The sequence below is a fragment of the Pseudomonas putida genome (assembly GCF_005080685.1).
Lineage (GTDB): Bacteria > Pseudomonadota > Gammaproteobacteria > Pseudomonadales > Pseudomonadaceae > Aquipseudomonas > Aquipseudomonas putida_V.
Map to the genome: position 1 here is coordinate 2,290,365 of NZ_CP039371.1, position 18,160 is coordinate 2,308,524.

Annotated in this window: 16 protein-coding genes and 1 pseudogene; 7 read left to right on the forward strand and 10 right to left on the reverse strand. The window is 63.0% G+C overall.

The window, feature by feature from the left end; genetic code table 11:
- Positions 1-226: 226 nt before the first annotated feature.
- Both E6B08_RS10575 and E6B08_RS10580 read right to left on the reverse strand, forming a co-directional pair.
- A complete protein-coding gene (locus E6B08_RS10575) occupies positions 227-1,387 on the reverse strand; it encodes an L-talarate/galactarate dehydratase (protein WP_136913945.1) in 1,161 nt (386 codons plus the stop codon).
- Between the two features lie 33 nt (positions 1,388-1,420).
- A pseudogene (locus E6B08_RS10580) lies at positions 1,421-2,718 on the reverse strand (MFS transporter).
- Positions 2,719-3,215: 497 nt separating this feature from the next.
- On the opposite strand from E6B08_RS10580, the gene E6B08_RS10585 reads away from it, so the two are divergent.
- Positions 3,216-4,370, forward strand: coding sequence for an integrase core domain-containing protein (locus E6B08_RS10585; protein ID WP_136913946.1), 1,155 nt, complete (start codon positions 3,216-3,218; stop codon positions 4,368-4,370).
- A 740-nt stretch (positions 4,371-5,110) separates the two neighbouring features.
- On the opposite strand, the gene E6B08_RS10590 is transcribed toward E6B08_RS10585, so the two are convergent.
- From E6B08_RS10590 to E6B08_RS10610, 5 genes are all read right to left on the reverse strand, one after another.
- Positions 5,111-6,142 (reverse strand): LacI family DNA-binding transcriptional regulator, encoded by a 1,032-nt coding sequence (locus E6B08_RS10590; protein ID WP_136913947.1) that lies wholly within the window; start codon positions 6,140-6,142, stop codon positions 5,111-5,113.
- A gap of 135 nt (positions 6,143-6,277) precedes the next feature.
- The gene (locus tag E6B08_RS10595) at positions 6,278-8,776 is read right to left on the reverse strand and encodes a TonB-dependent siderophore receptor (RefSeq protein WP_136913948.1); all 2,499 of its coding nucleotides are present in this window, start codon (positions 8,774-8,776) and stop codon (positions 6,278-6,280) included.
- A 74-nt stretch (positions 8,777-8,850) separates the two neighbouring features.
- Positions 8,851-9,792 carry a FecR domain-containing protein gene (locus tag E6B08_RS10600; protein ID WP_136913949.1) on the reverse strand — a complete coding sequence of 314 codons (942 nt, stop codon included), beginning with the start codon at positions 9,790-9,792 and terminating at the stop codon, positions 8,851-8,853.
- Entirely contained in the window at positions 9,792-10,298 is a 507-nt protein-coding gene (locus tag E6B08_RS10605; RefSeq protein WP_136913950.1) for a sigma-70 family RNA polymerase sigma factor, read from the reverse strand. The genes E6B08_RS10600 and E6B08_RS10605 overlap by 1 nt, the downstream gene beginning before the upstream one ends.
- 51 nt (positions 10,299-10,349) lie before the next feature.
- Positions 10,350-11,237 carry a LysR family transcriptional regulator gene (locus tag E6B08_RS10610; RefSeq protein ID WP_238349308.1) on the reverse strand — a complete coding sequence of 296 codons (888 nt, stop codon included), beginning with the start codon at positions 11,235-11,237 and terminating at the stop codon, positions 10,350-10,352.
- A 92-nt stretch (positions 11,238-11,329) separates the two neighbouring features.
- Between E6B08_RS10610 and E6B08_RS10615 the strand changes: the two genes are divergently transcribed.
- From E6B08_RS10615 to E6B08_RS10625, 3 genes are all read left to right on the forward strand, one after another.
- Entirely contained in the window at positions 11,330-11,830 is a 501-nt protein-coding gene (locus E6B08_RS10615) for a lactoylglutathione lyase family protein (protein ID WP_136913951.1), read from the forward strand.
- Complete coding sequence (locus E6B08_RS10620) at positions 11,827-12,810, forward strand: alcohol dehydrogenase catalytic domain-containing protein (protein WP_136913952.1); 984 nt, start codon at positions 11,827-11,829, stop codon at positions 12,808-12,810. Before E6B08_RS10615 ends, E6B08_RS10620 begins: the two co-directional genes overlap by 4 nt.
- 117 nt (positions 12,811-12,927) lie before the next feature.
- A complete protein-coding gene (locus E6B08_RS10625; protein ID WP_136913953.1) occupies positions 12,928-13,659 on the forward strand; it encodes a tellurite resistance TerB family protein in 732 nt (243 codons plus the stop codon).
- Between the two features lie 43 nt (positions 13,660-13,702).
- Here the strand turns inward: E6B08_RS10625 and E6B08_RS10630 are convergent, their stop codons facing one another.
- Positions 13,703-14,095, reverse strand: a complete 393-nt coding sequence (locus E6B08_RS10630; RefSeq protein ID WP_136913954.1) for an NUDIX domain-containing protein — start codon at positions 14,093-14,095, stop codon at positions 13,703-13,705.
- Between the two features lie 255 nt (positions 14,096-14,350).
- On the opposite strand from E6B08_RS10630, the gene E6B08_RS30820 reads away from it, so the two are divergent.
- On the forward strand, positions 14,351-14,527 hold the full coding sequence (locus E6B08_RS30820; RefSeq protein ID WP_192938640.1) for a hypothetical protein: 177 nt from the start codon (positions 14,351-14,353) through the stop codon (positions 14,525-14,527).
- 41 nt (positions 14,528-14,568) lie between these two features.
- On the opposite strand, the gene E6B08_RS10635 is transcribed toward E6B08_RS30820, so the two are convergent.
- Positions 14,569-15,516 carry a 5'-nucleotidase gene (locus E6B08_RS10635; RefSeq protein ID WP_136913955.1) on the reverse strand — a complete coding sequence of 316 codons (948 nt, stop codon included), beginning with the start codon at positions 15,514-15,516 and terminating at the stop codon, positions 14,569-14,571.
- Positions 15,517-16,148: 632 nt separating this feature from the next.
- On the opposite strand from E6B08_RS10635, the gene E6B08_RS10645 reads away from it, so the two are divergent.
- Together E6B08_RS10645 and E6B08_RS10650 are read left to right on the forward strand one after the other, a co-directional pair.
- A complete protein-coding gene (locus E6B08_RS10645; RefSeq protein ID WP_136913957.1) occupies positions 16,149-16,613 on the forward strand; it encodes a hypothetical protein in 465 nt (154 codons plus the stop codon).
- A gap of 110 nt (positions 16,614-16,723) precedes the next feature.
- Entirely contained in the window at positions 16,724-17,185 is a 462-nt protein-coding gene (locus E6B08_RS10650; protein ID WP_136913958.1) for a glycine zipper 2TM domain-containing protein, read from the forward strand.
- Between the two features lie 24 nt (positions 17,186-17,209).
- On the opposite strand, the gene E6B08_RS10655 is transcribed toward E6B08_RS10650, so the two are convergent.
- Positions 17,210-18,103, reverse strand: a complete 894-nt coding sequence (locus E6B08_RS10655; RefSeq protein WP_136913959.1) for a LysR family transcriptional regulator — start codon at positions 18,101-18,103, stop codon at positions 17,210-17,212.
- Positions 18,104-18,160 lie beyond the last annotated feature (57 nt).

Sequence of the window (18,160 nt, forward strand, 5' to 3'; positions counted from 1 at the left end):
CGCCATCGTTCAGTCCCTTGCGGGGTGACTGAGTCGGCGTGACCTGAGTATCGGCTGCTCCAGGCAACGAACCAATATCACGGATTTTATTTATCGTTGCGTTTGGGTGAACGCACAATTGGCGTGATGACAAAGGGTACAACAGGGGGAGGGGATTGGGTCCGGCCTCTTCGCGCCGAACTGCCGCGAAGAGGCCGGACCAGGTAACTGGGATGTATGGCTCAGTTCACGGCCGCTTGCCGAACTCCGCCACCTGCGCGGTCCAGCCACGCACCCGCTCGCTCAACGACAACCCCAGCCCCGGCCGTGTCGGCACCAGCATGCGCCCGTCACGGGTCTCCAGGCGTTCGTTGAACAGCGGCTCCAACCACTCGAAATGTTCAACCCAAGGTTCGGTCGGGTAGGTCGCCGCCAGATGCACATGCAACTCCATGGCAAAGTGCGGCGCGATCATCACCCCGGCCTGCTCGGCCATGGCCGCTACCTTGAGGTAGGGCGTGATGCCGCCTACTCGCGGCGCATCGGGCATCAGGTAATCAGCGCCACGCAACTTGATGAACTCGGCATGCTCGGCAACGCTGGTGAGCATCTCGCCGGTGGCGATCGGCGTGTCGAACTGCTGGGCCAAGGCCGCGTGGCCTTCGGCGTCGTAGCAGTCCAGCGGTTCCTCGATCCACACCAGGTTGAACGCCTCGAAGCGCCGACACATGCGTTGCGCGGTCGGCCGGTCCCATTGCTGGTTGGCGTCGACCATCAGGGGGAAGCTCTCGCCCAGGTGCTCGCGCACGGTGCTGACGCGGTGCAGGTCGATCGCACAATCAGGCTGGCCAACCTTGAGCTTGATGCCGCCGATGCCTTTCTCGCGGGACAGGTCGGTGTTTTTCAGCAACTGGTCCAGGGGCGTATGCAGGAAGCCGCCGGAGGTGTTGTAGCAGCGTACCGAATCGCGTTGGGCGCCCAGCAGTCGGGCCAACGACAAGTTGGCACGTTTGGCTTTCAAGTCCCACAACGCCACGTCGAAGGCGCCGATGGCTTGTGTCGACAAGCCGCTGCGGCCCACCGAGGCCCCGGCCCAGCACAGCTTGGTCCACAGTTTGGCGATGTCGCTGGGGTTCTCGCCGAGCAGCGCCGGGGCGATTTCCTGGGCGTGGGCGAACTGGCCCGGGCCACCTGCACGCTTGGAATAGCTGAAGCCCAGGCCCTTGTGGCCATCCTCGGTGTGGATTTCGGCGAACAGGATGGCGATCTCGGTCATCGGCTTCTGCCTGCCGGTCAGCACCTTGGCGTCGCTGATCGGATTGGCCAGTGGCAGGAAGACCGAGGACACTTTGACGTGGGCAATGCGGTCGCCGTCGGCGGATGGGCGTTGTTGTTCTTGTGCGAGCATGAGGGCTCTCCTGATGGGCGAGTGGGTGAAGGTTCAGCGAACTGGATCGGAAGTGGGGGAGGTGTGCGTCGTGGCTATCGGCTGGTCGCCGGCATCGACGTCCAGACGCTTGAGCGGGCCGACGATGACCAGGTAGGCGAAGGCGCCGAGCAGGCCCATGGCGCCGACATAGATCAACGCGGCATCGAACGATGCCTGCTTGACCAGCAAGCCGATGGCGATTGGTGTGACGATGCTGGCGATGTTGCCGCAGAAGTTGAACATCGCACCGCTGGTGCCCATTGCATGCTTCGGCGACACGTCACCGACGATGCACCAGCCGAGGTTGCCGACGCCCTTGGCGAAGAATGCGATGGACATCACCAGGATCACCAGGGCGATCGACTGGGTGTAGTTGGCGACCACGATGCTGCTCGACAGCAGCAGCCCGCAGATGATCGGGGTCTTGCGTGCGGCGGTGAGGCTGAAGCCCTTTTTCAGCATCCAGTCCGACCACACGCCGCCAATCATGCCACCCAAGCAGCCGGCGATAGGTGGAATGGCCGCCACCAGGCCGACCTTGAGCAAGGTCATGCCCTTGGCCTCGATCAGGTAGGTAGGGAACCAGGTGAGGAAGAACCAGGTGATGGAGGTGAGGCAGAACTGCCCCAGGTAGATGCCGACCATCATGCGGTTGGCGGAGATCGCCCGCAGGCGCGCCCAACTGAACGGCGTCTTGATCTCGCCCATGTCGGGCAGGCCGCCTCCGGCTTCGATGTAGTCCAGTTCGGCCTGGTTGACGCGCTTGTCGCGGCGCGGCTCATGCACGAACTTGAACCACAGCAGGCCGATGAAGATGCCGGCGCCGCCGGTCCAGAAGAACACGTGTTGCCAGCCGAAGCTGTTTAGCAGCAGCACCATCAACGGTGTGAACGCGGCCAGGGCGAAATACTGTGCGGACTGGAAGATCGCCGTCGCCAAACCGCGCTCGTGGCGGGTAACCACATCACGGTCAGGCGGTTGTTGGCCGGAAAGGCCGGCGATTCGGCCACGCCCATCATGAAGCGCAGCACGAACAGGGCCAGGAACGCCGAGCTGAACAGGTCGACGAAGCCCTGCAGGAAGGTGAAGGTCGACCAGATGATCAGGCTCAGGCCCAGTACCAGGCGCGAGCCGAAGCGATCGAGGATTACGCCGCCCGGCAATTGCATGCTGGTATAGGCCCAGCCGAATGCGGAAAAGGCGATGCCCATGGTGACCGCATCGAAGCCCAGGTCGGTGCGCATGGCAGGCGCGGCGATCGACAGGGTGGCGCGGTCGACGTAGTTGAACACGGTGACGATGAAAATCATCGCCAGGATCAGGTAGCGGACGTTGGTCCGGCGTACCTCGGGGGTTGCTGTGATCACTGTTGTTTTCCTTGTTGTGATGTTCGGCACGGTTGGAAACTGCAGCGATCACGTTGATGATTGCGCAATCATTTCCGTTTCGAAAAAACGGCCATTCGCTCATGGGAGGGAGAGGGCCGTGGGTTTGATCTTACAATGATTGCGCAATCATTCAAGGGGCATTCGTTGTGTCGGTGAAAAAATGGTTCTTCATGGATTAGTGGGGGCTGGGGTTTGGGCGTTGGGATTAGGTGGCTGGTCCGAGGGATGTAGCGGCGCTACTGGCCCCTTCCGCCTTTACGGCGGGTCCCTTTTTTCTTGGAAAAAGGGACGCAAAACCGCTTGCTGGTATGACTCACCCACATGGGTTACAAATCAGTTCACGCACATAGGTAACAGTTTTTAACTGGCAGGGTCGGTTTTTCGAGGATCTGACCATGCCTTGGTGAGAGCTGAAACCTATGGACATGAAAACGCTTTTCATCGCGGATTACCTGCAGGGTCCGCCTAGCTTCAGCGCCCTCTGCGAGGCCTACGAGATCAGTCGAAAGACCGGATACAAATGGGTCGAGCGGTACGAGAAAGAGGGCCCGGCGGGCCTGGAGGAGCGCAGTCGTCGCCGGCTGACACAAGACTGGGTTGTACCCGTCGCCGTTCGCGAGGCCATCATCGAGCTGCGTGGTCAAGGCCAGACGGAGCCTGGACCCAAGAAGATCCAGGCAGCATTGCAGGCGCGTTTTCCCGACCAGGCGCCTCCCTCCAAGACCACGATCTACAACATCCTCAAGAAGGCCGAGCTGATCAAACCGCGACGCCTGCGTCAGCGTGTAGCGGTCTATCCCAAGCCATTGGAGAAAGCGGAGTCGCCCAATCAGCTATTCACTGCGGACTACAAAGGCCAGTTTCTGACAGGAGCAGGGGTCTGGTGCTATCCGTTGACGATCATGGATCACGCCAGTCGCTTCTTGCTTGCGTGCCACAGCATGGCCAACACGAACTTCCTGGAGACACAGGCTGTGTTCGCTGAGGTCTTTCGCGAAAACGGGCTACCTGAACGTATCCGAACCGATAACGGCGTGCCGTTTGCGAGTAAAGGACGCGCAGGCCTCTCCCAGCTGTCCATTTGGTGGCTGCGCCTGGGCATCATTCCTGAACGTATTGCGCCTGGCAGGCCGGAGCAAAATGGTCGGCACGAGCGTATGCACCGGACACTCAAAAGTACGCTTCCATCCCCGCCTGCAGTGGCTTGGGAGGCTCAACAGCGGCACTTCGACCGCTTTCGGCAACACTACAATTACGAGCGATTGCACGAAGCGCTGAAGCAGAAAACGCCGGCGTCCTGTTATCAGCCTTCGCCACGCCCGTTTCCGGAGCAACTACCCGAAATGACTTACCCCAGTCATATCGAGAGCCTGCAAGCTGATTGTAGTGGCATCGTCAACCGCCGGGGTTTGAGGATCTATGTAGGTTATGTGCTCAAGCACCAGACCATTGGGCTGGAGCGGGTCGGGGATGGGGTGTGGGATGTTATTTTCGGCCCAATCATTCTCGGCAGGGTCGATGAGCGAGAAGCCGATGATGGTTATGTAAGACTTCAGGTGTTGTCACCTATGTGAACGAACTTTTGTGTAACCCATGAGGGTGACCCGTACATGCTCCCACATACGGCCCCTACGCTGCGCTTCGGGGTTCCCTCGCTTCGGCGGCTTGCGGGCCCGCGCGGCCTACGACTTGCTGCGCAAGTCTACATCTCGCGCCTCCGGCTACGCCGGAGGGTGCTGCGCACCTGGCCCTCCAGCCGCCTACGCTCGGCCTCCTGAGGTCGCGGGTAGATCAAGATCAAGAGCAAGATCAACAGCAACAGCCAGAGCAACGGCAGGCGAATCGCTGCGCTCTCGCGGTTTACCTATCGCTTTGTGTTGTAGCGGATAGCGCGGTGTCTCTTTCGAAGATAACGCCATTGCAGGCGCCGCCCCTAACTTCGCGACGTCAGGAGGCCGAGCGTAGGCGCCTGTAGGGCCAGGTGCGCAGCACCCTTCGGCGTAGCCGAAGGCGCGAGATGTAGACTTGCGGAGCAAGTCGTAGGCCGCGCGGGCCCGGAAGGCGCCGTAGCGAGGGGACCCGTAGCGAAGCGGAGGGCCGGATGCAGGAGCGTGCGGTTTTGCGTCCCTTTTTCCAAGAAAAAAGGGACCCGCCGTAAAGGCGGAAGGGGCCAGTAGCGCCGCTACACACAATGGATCAGCTCACGATCTAAATGCCAAGCCAAGCCAAGCCAAGCCAAGCCAAGCCAAGCCAAGCCAAGCCAAGCCAATCCAATCCAATCCAACTCCCCAACAATCCGTGAAGAACCAAAAAATCAGGTGCTCTGGCGATCGATAAGAGAAAACCCGGTGTCAACCCGCACAGGTTCACCCCGGCCGTCCGGATAACGGAAGCGTTCGAGCAGCGCCTGTGCAATCTGCTCGCCGATACGCGTACCATCGACGCGCACGGTCGACAGCGGCGGGTGCACGTTGGCAGCACTGCTCAGATCGCCAAAGCCCATCACCGCCAGGTCCTCGGGCACGCGCAGGCCACGGCTGGCGGCTTCGGCGAGCACGCCCTGGGCGATGGTGTCGGAGCTGCATACCACCACCTGCGGCTGCTGGCCGTCTTCAAGCAGTTGGCGCAAGCCGGTACGGCCTACCTCGAGGGTGGCCGGCGGGGTGAGGATCTGCGTGGGAATGTCCGTGCAACCATGTCGGCCCAGTTCGGCGACGAGGCTGTTGCAGCGGCGCAGGCCTCGCGGATCGCCAAGGCTGACCACGGCAAAGCGCTGGTAGCCCTTGCCCAACAGATGGCGAGCGATGGCTTCGCCCACGGCCTCGTGGGAAAAGCCCACGAGCATGTCCAGCGGGTCGTCGCTCAGGTCCCACGATTCCACCACCGGGATACCCGACTGCGCCAGGCGCCGGCGGCTGGCCTCGGTGTGTAGCGTACCGGTCAGCACGATGCCATCGGGGCGACGGCCAAGCAGGGCTTCGATGAGCTTTTCTTCCTGCTCCGCCGAATAACCGGTCAGGCCCAGCAAGGTCTGGTAACCGGCAGCGGTAAGGCGGTCCATCAGCGACTGCACGGTGTCGGCGAAGATCGAGTTGGCGATGGTCGGCAGCAGGATCGCCACCAGGCGGCTCTTGTTGCTGGCCAGGCTGCCGGCGAGCATGTTGGACACGTAGCCGACCTCGCGCACGGCGGCCATGACCTTCTCCCGCGCCGCCTTGCTGACCACCTCCGGGCGGTGCAAGGCACGCGAGACGGTGATCGGCGACACCCCGGCGACCTTGGCGACATCGATCAAGGTCGGGCTGGAAGGGGAGTTGGAAGACGATTCGCCAGGTTTCTTTGCCATGCCGGTTCCGCGTGCGTGTGGGAGGCAACGTATTGCCACGTGGGGCACGAATCTACCAAAGCGCCGTGCCGAGCGCACGCGGGCGATGAACCGACCGGCCAGGCGAGGGCACCGGTGCCATCGCCTGGCATGGCCTCAGAAATCGGCGCGCAGGGTCACCGTGTAGTTGCGGGGTTCGCCGTACTGGTTGCTAGCGTTCAACCAGCCGATGGAGGAGTAGTACTTCTTGTCGAACAGGTTGTTGCCGTTGAGCGCGACGTTGAAGTTCTTGTTGATCTGATAGGCCAGGCGCGCGTTCCAGATGGCGTAACCCGCCTGCTCGATGTCGCCCACGCCACCGGTACCGCCGAAGTTGCTGTTGTAGTTCTTGCTCTGGATGTTGGCGCCGGCGCCCACGCTCCACGGGTTCAGCTCGCCCGGCAGGTTGTAGTCGCCCCAGAAGCGCAGCAGGTGGCGCGGGGTATAGGTGTTGAAGGTGGAACCGGAGGCAGAACCGATGTCATCGCCTGGGTCGTTGAGGTACTTGGTGGAGGTGTAGGTGTAGCCTGCGAACAGCTGCAGGCCGGTTAGCACTTCACCGCTGATTTCCGCGTCGAAGCCCTCGGCGCGCACCTTGCCGCCGGCCACGTAGCAGTTGTCCAGGCCGAGCTGGCCGCACTCCGAGGCGTAGTCGTACTGGGCACGGTTTTCCTGGTCGACGCGGAAGATCGCGAAGCTGGTGTTGACCCGGCCATCGAGCAGCTCGCCTTTCAGGCCGATCTCGTAGTTGGTGCCTTCGATGGGCTTGAGCGGGGCGCTGTCTTCGGTCAGTACCGTCTGCGGCTTGAAGATGTCGGCGTAACTGACATAGGCCGACCACTGCTCGTTCAGCGCGTAGATCAGGCCGCCGTATGGGGTGACTTCGCCGCTTTCCTTGGCCCGGGAGGGGGTGTCCAGGCGATCGAGGTCATAGTGGTACTCGAAGTTGCTGACCCGTGCGCCCAGTACCAGGGTCAATGGGTCGGTCAGCTTGTAGCGCACCACGCCGTAGATGCCATCCTGGCGAATCTTGGCCTTGGACCTGCCTGCGTAGGAGGTGCTCAGCATCTCCTCCTCGGTGGGCTCGCGTGGCGAAACCGGGTCGTAGATGTTGATCGGGCCGAGGTTGAGCAGGCCGCCTTGCAGGTCGTCGGTGCGCAGGTCGCTGGCGTTGGCGCCAACCACCACTTCGTGCTCGTGTTCGAAGGCGCGCCATTTGCCAGTGAGGTTGATGTCGGCGCCCGTGTTGATGTTCTCGAAATCGTACAGGTAGGCACGCGATTGCATGCCATCGCCCGTGGCCGGGTCGACCGCGCCACGGCCGAAGCTGTAGAGAATGTCGTTGGTTTCGCGGATGTAGCTACCGGAGGCCTTCAGGCGCCAGTCTTCGTTGAAGTCGTGGGTGATGTCGGCGAAATAGGTGGTCTGCTTGTTGTTCCACTTGTTCCAGTCGGCGCCGGTGAAGGTGGAGCGGCCGACGTTCACGGCGCTGCCATCCTTGTTGCGTGGCAGGCCACCGAAGAACGGTGTGGAGTGCAGGTCTTCGACACTGGCGCCAGCGGCGACGGTGGTGGCGTCGGTCAGGTCGTACTCGAGGATGCCGTAGAGCACGTTCTTGCGGCTTTCGGCGGTATCGTAGAAGTAGTCGCGGTCCTCGTGGCCGGCCACCAGGCGACCACGCAGCTTGCCGTCCTCGGTCAACGGGCCGCTGGCGTCGATGGACTGGCGATAGGTGTCCCAGGAACCGGCACTGGCCATCAGCGACAGCGATGGCTCGGCCTTGGGCCGCTTGCGTACCAGGTTGATCGCCGCGCCTGGGTTGCCGCTGCCTTGCAGCAGGCCGGTGGCGCCGCGCAGGATCTCGACGCGGTCGTACAGCAGGGTGTCGGAGGTGAAGCTGCTGCCGATGGCGTAGTAGCGGCGGTCGAGCGGCACGCCGTCGTACTGGATGGTTTCCACCTCGAAGCCGCGCGAGTAGATGTACTTGCCGCCGGACGGGCTCTGGTAGGTAGTGATGCCTGTGGTCTTCTCCAGCACCTGGTCGAGGGTGTCGAGGCGCTGGTCGTCCATTGCCTTGCGGGTGACCACGCTGACCGATTGCGGGATGTCCTTGAGGCGTTGGGTGCCCTTGCCGATGGTCACCGCACTGGAGGTGTAGCTCCCCGAACCCTCGGTGGTAGCGGCGTCCTGCAGGCCGTTGATGTTCAACGGCTCCAGATTCAGCGCGGCAGAACCATCGGCCAGCGGCTCCAGGCCGTAGACGTTGTCGCCGCGGCGTACCGCCTGCAGCCCGGTGCCGGACAGCAGGCGCAAGAATCCTTCCTCGATCCCGTAGTTGCCTTGCAGGCCTGGGCTGGTGAGGTTGCGGGTCAGCTCGGAGGGATATTGCAGGGTGATGCCGCCCTCGCTGGCGAAGCGTGCCAACACCTGAGACAGGCTACCCGAAGCGATGCTGTAGCTGTGCGCAGCCTGGGCCGGGGCTGCCCAGGCATGCGAGGCGAAACCTTGCAGGGCAATGGCCAGGGTGCTCAGGGCGAGCACCTGGCGGTAACGGGGCGTGCGCGGTTGTTCCATTGCGTGAACGGTCGTGGCGTCCGGTGAAGAAGAGCGGATCATGAAAAAATTGTCCCTATTGTGTGGCAGTTCCACAGGTAAGGACTAATGAGAATGAAAATCGGGCCAGTTTTGTTTCAACGTTTGCTGATCGTGACCCAATAGCGCGTCCGATAGTCGACGTTCACCGGCAGCGTGGCCGGCAGCGCTGCGAGGATCGCGTCGGTATCGTCGAGCTGGAACGCCCCGCTGATGTGCAGTTGCGCGACGCTGGCGTGGCAGCGCAGCCAGCCGTGTCGGTAACGGCCCAGCTCGCCCAGGAACTCACCCAGCGGCATTTCGTCGGCGACCAGCTGACCACGGGTCCATTGGCTGTCTTGCTCGCGAGCGGGGGCAATGTCACCTTGGCCGCCGACGTCGAATGTCAGCTGCTGGCCGGCGTCGACCGTCTGCCATGGACCGCGGTGCGGCATTACCCGGACCGCGCCTTCGAACACCGTTAATTGCGTGCTGTCATCACGCTGGCGCACCAGGAAACGAGTCCCCAACGCTTCCAGCAGGCCTTGCGCGCTGGCAACGCGCAGCGGGCGCTGGTGCGTACTGCGCGGGTCAGCACCGCTGTCGACGAGGATCTCGCCACGGCGCAGGCTGATCAGGCGTTGTTGCGGATCGAAGTCCACCTCCACGGCGGTATCGGTGTTGAGGTCCAGGCGTGTGCCGTCCTCCAAGGTCACCTGGCGGTGCTGGCCCACTTCGGTGGCATAGGCCGGCGACGGTGCGAGCTGGCGAAACCCGGTGTAGGCCAGCGGCGCGGCGATGGCCAGAGCGAGCATCTGCTTCATCACCTGGCGGCGTTCGCGGTTCAGCGTGCCCATGGCCAATTGTGGCGGCAACAGGCCCAGGCGCTCCTGCACACGTTGCGCTTTCTGCCAGGCCCGTTCGTGCTCGGGCGCAGCCGTACGCCAGCGCAGGCAGGCCTCGCGTTGCGCGGCACTGGCGGACTGGTCGAGCATGAGCATGTGCCAGTGCGCGGCTTGGCGCGCCACGTCCGGGACGATGCGTGGGGTGTCGTTGGCCATCAGAAATCGTCGTCGAACAGGATGCAGGCTTGCAGCGCGCTGGCCATGTGGCGCTTGGCGGTGCGCTCGCCGATACCCAGGCGTTGGGCCACCTGCACGTAGGTCAGGCCCTCCAGTTGCACCAGCAGGAACACCGAACGTACCACCGGCTTGAAGGTGTCGAGCAGGGCGTCGAGTTGCTGCAGGGTTTCGCGCATCGACCATTGCTCCTCGGCCGACAGGGCGAACAGCTCAGGCAACTGTTCAAGCATCTCCAGGTAGGCGCGCTCGAGCGACTGGCGGCGAAAATGGTCATAGACCAGGCGCCGGCTGACGGTTGCCAGGTAGGCCCGTGGCCGTTGCAGGCTGAGGCTGGCGCCAGCCTTCTGCTGGGCCTGGAGAATGCGTACGAAGGTGTCCTGCGCGAGGTCTGCGGCCTGGGCAGAACAACCCAGGCGGCGGTATAGCCACTGCTTGAGCCAACCATTGTGCTCTGCGTAGACCTGGCCCACATCATCGTTAATCACAGGTATCCCTCCGGCGCGAGGGAGCAACATTAAGTGATAACTATTATCAAATCAATTTCCGGTACTGGCATTCAGCCGTATTTTCAGTGCATCCACTGTGCGCCGTGCCCTGGACGACAACGGCCACTCCGAGCGATGGATCAGCCACAACGTATCGACCACCGGGTTGCCGCATTCCACTACCTGCAAGGCCTCCTGCTGGCGGAATGCCTGGCGGGCGAATCGCGGCAATACCGTGAAGCCAAGCCCGCGGGCCACGGGCTCGAGAATCAGCCCCACCTGGTTGCTGAAGCCGCGCACCGGGATCTCGCGGATACTCGGCGACTCCGGATAGCGCCGGCTGAGCAGGCGGGTGGCCATGCCGACGCCGTCGGGGTGGTCGATGAAGCCCAGCTCGATCAGGGTTTCGAAGCCCGCGTAAGGTACCGCCGCTGGCAATATCAGCTCCAGCGGCTCTTCGGCAAAACGCTCGGCCTGAAGCCTGTCGTTGTCGGGTTTGTACGTCAGGATGCCCATCTCGAAGCGGTTGCTCAGCACCGCTTCCGGCACTTCGACATCCGGGGCGAAGCGGTGTCGCACCACCAGGCCCGGATGCGCCTGCTGGTAGTCGAGCAGCAGCGGATAGAGCGCCAGGCCGATGCTGCCGGGGGTGACCAGGGCGATATCGCCGACATCCTGCTCGGCGGCATTGAGCCGGGCGTCCAGGGCGCGACCGGCGCGTTCCAGCTCGCGCTGGTAGTCGAGCAGGGCACTGCCTGCGGGGGTCAGCTCGACATGCCGATGGTGGCGAATGAACAAGGTACCGAACTGCTGCTCCAGGTAGCGGATGTGCTGACTCACGGCGGCCTGGGTGAGGCCCAGGCGCTCGGCACTGCGGGTGAAGTTGCCCAGCTCGGCGAGCATGGCGAAGGAGGTGAGCCACTGGGGATTAACCATCATGAAGTCTTATCGTAGCCATAACTTGTACAGTGTTTTCATTATAGCTACGCAGCGATAGGGTGGTGCCATCTCATGTGTGGAGTGCCAAGACCATGCCCGTCTACCCGCGTAATTTCTCTCACATCGGCCTGTCGGTCACCGACCTGGATGGCGCCGTCAAGTTCTACACCGAGGTGCTCGGCTGGTACCTGATCATGCCGCCGACCACCATCAGCGAAGATGACAGCGCGATCGGCGTGATGTGCACAGACGTGTTCGGCGCAGGCTGGGGTTCGTTCCGCATCGCCCACCTGTCGACCGGCGACCGTGTCGGCGTGGAGATCTTCGAGTTCCGCAATGCCCAGCGCCCGGAGAACAACTTCGAATACTGGAAGACCGGTGTCTTCCACTTCTGCGTGCAGGACCCGGACGTCGAAGGCCTGGCAGCGAAAATCGTTGCAGCGGGCGGCAAGCAGCGCATGCCGGTGCGCGAATACTTCCCTGGCGAGAAGCCTTATCGCATGGTCTACATGGAAGATCCCTTCGGCAATATCCTCGAAATCTACAGCCACAGCTACGAGCTGACCTACTCTGCAGGAGCCTATCAATCATGACGCTGGCAACCACGCATCGTGCCTTCACCTGGCAGGGCAGTGCCAACCCGGCCGAGCTGCAACTGACCGAATGCCCGGTCCCGCAGCCTGAGGCGGGCGATGTGCTGATCCGCAACGTGGTCATCGGCCTCAATCCGGTCGATTGGAAAGTGCTGGGCGGCAGCCTGGTGGACTGGCACCCTGGCCATGTGCCGGGTGTCGATGGCGCGGGTGTGGTGGTCGCCGTGGGCGAGGGCGTACCAGCAACCTGGATCGGCCAGCGCGTCGCCTACCACCAGGACCTGGCTCGCCATGGCAGCTATGCCGAGCACACGCCGGTGAAGGCGCGAGCGGTACTGCGCATTCCCGCTGATGTCAGTTGGGAGGACGCGGCAGGCTTGCCATGCCCAGGCCTGACGGCGTGGCTTGCGCTGGAGAAGCTGCCAGCCGCCTGCCAGACCCTGCTGGTCGGCGGTGCCGGTGGATCCGTCGCCCATCACCTGGTCCAGCTTGCGGTGCGCCGTGGCTTGCACGTTACCGCCCTGAGCAATCCACGCCATGCGCAGCGCCTGACCGCGCTGGGCGTCGCCGAGTGCCTGCCGGGCCCACTCGGCTCACCCTGGCAGGCGCCCGAGCGCTTCGATGCGGTCATCGACATGGTCAATGCCCAGCATGCGGCCTGGCTGGCGCCGGCACTGCGCACCAATGGCCACCTGGTCTGCGTGCAAGACCGCCTGGCGGCCTCGCCGATCGCGCCGTTCACCCGCACGCTGTCGCTGCACGAGGTGGCACTGGGTGCATCGCATCCTTATGGCGATGAGCGTACCTGGCAGGAGTTGGTGGATGCCGGGGAGCGGATGTTCGCTGCCCTGGGGCGCGGGCAGTGGCAGCCCGACAGTGTCAACGTTGTGCCGTTCGAGCAGTTGGCGAACCACTTGCACGGGTTGCAGCTTCGTAGCTATGGCGGCAAGGGGTTGGTGCGGGTGGGCCAGGCGGTGTGAACACCCGCAGGACCGTCGCCCCGCCAGGGCCTCCGTCGGTCAGTCGGTCCTGATGGATCGCCCTCTGGCGACTATGGTTGCTTGTCTGGGCAACGACTACCGACCGAGGGCGATGCCATGAACACCAGTGATCTACTCGAACAGTTACTGCGGGCCGGACAGGGCTCGCGAGCGCAGCAAGGAAATGGCGGCGCGTCAGCGCAAGATGGCCTGGGCGGTCTGGGCGGCTTGCTGGGCGGTCTGCTTGGCGGCGGCGGTGCGACGGGGGGCAGTGGTGGCCTTGGAGGTTTGCTGGGCGGCCTGTTGGGTGGCGCTGGTGGCAGCGCTGCAGGCTCTAGCCAGGGGCGCTCCGCGGGTGGTGTCAACTACGCGGCGTTGGCGTCGTTGGGCATGATGGCGTTCCAGGCTTATCAAAGCTGGCAGCGTAGCCAGGCGGCGGCGCCGCAACAGGCATTACGAACGGTCGATCAACTGTCCGGCCCCGAGGCGGAGGGTCACAGCCATGCAATCCTGCGAGCGCTGATTGCGGCAGCCAAGGCTGACGGTCGCATCGACAAGCACGAAGAGCAGTTGATCTACGCCGAAATCAAACGTCACACCGGCGACCCGCAACTGCAGCAATGGCTGGATGAGGAGGTCAGCAAGCCACTCGATGCTGCCGAGGTGGCCCAGTCCGCCGAGGACCCGGCCATGGCCGCAGAAATGTACCTGGCCAGCGTGATGCTGGTGAATGACCAGCAGGATGCAGAGCGTGCCTACCTTGACGAGTTAGCCAGCGCGCTGCAAATCGATCCTACGTTGCAGGTGCACCTGGAGCAGCAAGCCCGGGGTGTTGCATCACCAAGCTGATATGCCAGCCGGTTGAGGCGCGAGCTCCATTATGGGGCGAAACTCAGGGGAGCAGTGCTGGGAGCTGCGTGGAAATCAATCCTGCGGCGGTCGCTTTCAGCATCGACGGGCTCAGCTTATCTCTGGGCACCCATCTGCACGCCACGATTTCATTGGAGGCCACGGGTTTCTCGTCATCGTGAAAATAGGTTGTGAAGATGTGATGGAGCGTGGAGCCGACTTTCAGGGTGCACAGTGAAAGCAGGCCGTGTCCCTCGATGGACGTTTCCTCTCGAAGCTCCCTGGCAGCGGCTGCGACAGGCGTTTCGCCGGACTCGATTGCACCCCCTGGGAAATTCCACTTGCCGCCTTTCTTTCGAACCAGAAGCACCTTGCCGCTGCGCAGGCAGATAATGGTGGCTCTCGCCCTCAACTCTTGATTTCGTTTATCCCGCATGTGCACGCTCAGCTCGTCGTTACCGGTTCAGTACCCCTCTTGGCGATTAAGGCATCTGCAAGATTGGGGCCTCTTCCTTGGAGACTCTGTCTGGGACGACACGTTCAACAAATGGGACACAGGGGCACCGCTCGTCCGACCGAGTGTAAAGATAGGTAAAAGCCTGCCTGGCTCCGCAAGCGTCCACTCTAGAATCCCTGCGCTGCCCAGGCCTGCTTTCAGCCGGCGGCAGAACTAGCCTTTTGGAGTGTTTTAATGAAGTCGAAACATCTTTTCCGCGCAGCACTGGTGGCTGCGCTGGTATCCACGTTGTCGGGTTGCTGGATGTTCATGCCTCCAGGAGGCGGCGGTGGTCACGGTGGTGGTCATGGCGGTGGCGGTGGTGGTTTCGGCGGCGGTCACAGCATGGGCGGTGGCAGCGGCCCTCGCTGATTCACACAGGCTTGATGTCGCCCGCCATTGCATGGCGGGCGTCAGCCTTGTCCCCCTGTCGGCACCTTGTTCGCCACCCCGAACGGCACATGCACCATCGGTAGGTCGCCTGCTGCCGAGTCCAGATGGCTTCTTTGGTCATCGAAGAACATATGTGGCTTCAGAATCCGTAGTACCCGGTGTTTTTCCATCCCGCCCAGGAAGAACGACTCGTCCGGCGACACCCCCCAGTTCTTCAACGTCGTGACGACCCGTTCATGGGAAGGCGCATTGCGCGCCGTGACGATGGCGATGCGCAGAATGCGCTGGTAGTTCGGGTCCTCCGCCAACTGGCGATCCTCCAACGCTCGAATCAGCGACAGCTTGCGAAACAAGTCCGCCAATGGCCCCGGCTGGTGCGGAATCGCTTTGCGGGCGTGCTCGTGGGCCTGGAACGCTTCCAGGTCGAGGCGTTGCTTGTATACGCTTTCCGCTTCGTCGTCGGCGATCACGCCATCGAAGTCGAATGCCACCCGCAGCTCCGTGTCGATCTCGTCATCGTAGATGCGTGTCGGCAAGACCAGGCCAGCCGGATAGTCGGCGTCGATGGCGCGTTGCACGTCGCCTTCGTGTGCACTGAGAAACAGCGAGGCGTTGAACGCCGGAATGTATTCGTAGGGCGAGCGCCCGGACATGAACGCCGCACGGGTGATGTCCAGCTGGTAGTGGGTAATCGAGCGAAACACCCGCATGCCGGTTTCCGGTGAGTTGCGCGAGAGCAGCACCACTTCCACCGGCAACTGCTTGGGGAAGGCTTTGTTGATGCTCAGGAAGCGGCGGATGAAGGGGAAGGCGACCCCGCGCGGGAAAGGCTCGTCGAGATTCTGCTCCTGATGCAGGCGATAGGCCTCGACGCCCTGGGTCTGGTAGATGGCGTCGGAAACGGACAGGTCGAACAGGGCGCTGGAGGCGACGCCGACGACGAGTTTTTCCTGGATGGGGTAGGGCATGAAGGGCGTTCCTGGCGGGTGTTGGTCCCGCCAGGAGTTTAACCGTTCTGCCACCCGTCGACAGCTTGGCACTTTGGGTTAGGTAATCCTTTCAGATTTACCAAGCGCGGATGCCCCGCGTGGAAGATGGGAGAATCGTATGGCAATCGACACCAGCAGCCCCAACGCACCTCATCCAGGTCCGGTTGACACTGGCCACGGCTCGGGGCTTGAGAAGGCGAAGTCGGAACCCAAGCATGGCACCGAAGGGGCCAGTCCCGCGGGGCGGCCCGCCGATTGGACCCCGCCACCGGGGAACCCAGGCTCCGACCAGGATTCCCAGACTGGCCGCGATAATGCCCACGTCCGGTCAGACGGGGAACGCGAGGCCTGAACCGCCGGACCGCCGCGCCCTGCATTCACCACTGCGACTTCGGGAAGCGTTTCCTCCCGTCATCGTGCTGTGCCAGCATGAAGACTATCGGTACGGCTGGCCGATCGTCAGTCATGCCAATCAAAGCGCAATGGAGTGGTTCGATGACGTTTCAGAAAATGAAGGTGGCGGCGGCAGTCGCCGCAGTGGTGGCCCCGCTGAGTGAACGTTTGCTCGGCGCTTGCAGTCGGTAGCAGTGACCCGCGCTGTGAGAGCCTCCATGCGAACACCCTTTGCCCTGATACTGGCCCTGGTGGGTACCTGGGCTTACGCGCACCCGCCGGTAGATGGCGGCTGGACGTTGCATGACCAATTCGACCAAGCCTTCACCCTAAACGCCAATACCCGCGTGGTGATGATCGCCCGCAGCCTGTCCAGCGCCAAGCTGGTCAACAGCGCGGTGGAACACACCCCTGATGGCTATCTCGACGAACGCGGCGTGGTCTTCGTCGCCGATATCGAACGGTTGCCAGCGGTAGCGCAGGCCGTGTTGGTGCCCGCCATGCGTTCGGCGCGCTATCGCATCCTGCTGGACCGCGAAGGCAGCGTCGCCCCGCGCTATGGCGGTGACCGCGACAGCGTGCAGTGGCTGGAGCTGGAGCAAGGCAAGGTGACCCAGGAGCGGCGCTTCGGCGATCTGCCCAGTTTGCGTCAGGCGCTGGCCGGGCAGTTGCCTGGACATTGAGACGCGACGCTTTGCGTTCAGCCAAGGTTCAGCCTCGGTTCAATTTCCGTTCAGGCCCCGCCCGTTAAGCTTTGCGCAATCCTTGAGAAAACCTTTGCGGGGTTGTCATCATGAAACGTCCAGTCCTTCTGCTCACTGCTCTTTTCACCAGCGCGGCACTGTTGACCGGCTGCGCCTCGAACCTCTCCGGCTCGTCCTATTCGCGCAATGACGCACGCTCGGTACAGACCGTGCGCATGGGCACCATCGAGTCGCTGCGTGCCGTGCAGATCGAAGGTACGCGTACCCCGGTAGGAACGCTGGCGGGTACCGTCGTCGGCGGCATCGCCGGCAGTTCGATCGGCGGTGGCCGGGGCAGCATGATCACTACCGTTCTTGGCGGGGTTGCCGGTGGCGCGGCAGGTTCGGCCATGGAGCAAGGCATGACGCGCACGCAAGGCGTCGAAATCGTCGTGCGTGAAGACAGCGGCGCTACCAGGGCCTATGTACAGGAAGTCGACGGCCAGATCATGCGGGTAGGCGACCGCGTGCGGATCATGAGTGTCAACGGCTCGCACCGCGTCACGCTGTGAAGCCATCGATAACCAGGCTGGCGCTCAGTGAGTCTGTTGCGCCAGCAGGAAATCCACGAATACCCGCACCCGCGCAGGCATCGCGGGGCCTCCGACGAAGACGGCGTGGATCGGCTCCTTGTCGCCTGGGTTGAAATCCTCCAGCACCGGGACCAGGGCGCCACTGCGCAGCTCGTCGACCACGGTGAAGGCACCGATACGGGCGATGCCGGCCCCGAGCCGGGCCAGTTGCGCCAAGGCCTCGCCACTGCTGCAGGCAATGTTGCCGTTGATCTTGATGGTGAACGCCTCGCCATCGCGGCGAAACGGCCAGTCGGGCGAAGCGCGCCGAAAGTTGAAGCGCAGGCAGTTGTGCAGGGCCAGGTCCTCGGGTTGACGGGGGACGCCGCAGCGTTCAAGGTACTCGGGCGAGGCCACCACCACCTGACCCGTTTCACCGATGCAGCGGGCGCTCAACGAGCTGTCCGGCAGGTCACCGAAACGTATCCCGACATCTGCCTCGCCCCCCAGGATGTCGACCACTTCGTCGCCCAGCGACAAATCCACCACCACCTCCGGGTATAGCGCGCTGAACGCTGCCACCAGTGGCACCACCGTCAGCCGGCCATGACCCAGCGCGGCACTGACCCGCAACCTTCCCCTCGGCACGCCTTGGTCGGCAATGGCCTGCTCCACTTCGTCCATGTCTGCCAGAATGCGCCGCGCTCCCCGTAGATAAGCCTCGCCCTCGGTGGTCAGGGTGATCGCCCGGGTAGTGCGCAACAGCAGCCGACTGCCCAGGCGCTGCTCGGCGCGGGCGATGATGCGGCTGACCGCCGAGGGCGTCAGCCCCAGGTCCCGTGCCGCAGCCGACAGACTTCCTGCATCCATCACCTTCACGAAAACCGCCATTTCTCCGGATCGCCCGTTGTAGTCCATTTGTGCCTCTTGCGCAAAGGTGATTGGCGTTAACGCGATCTAGTGCTTTCAAAACGG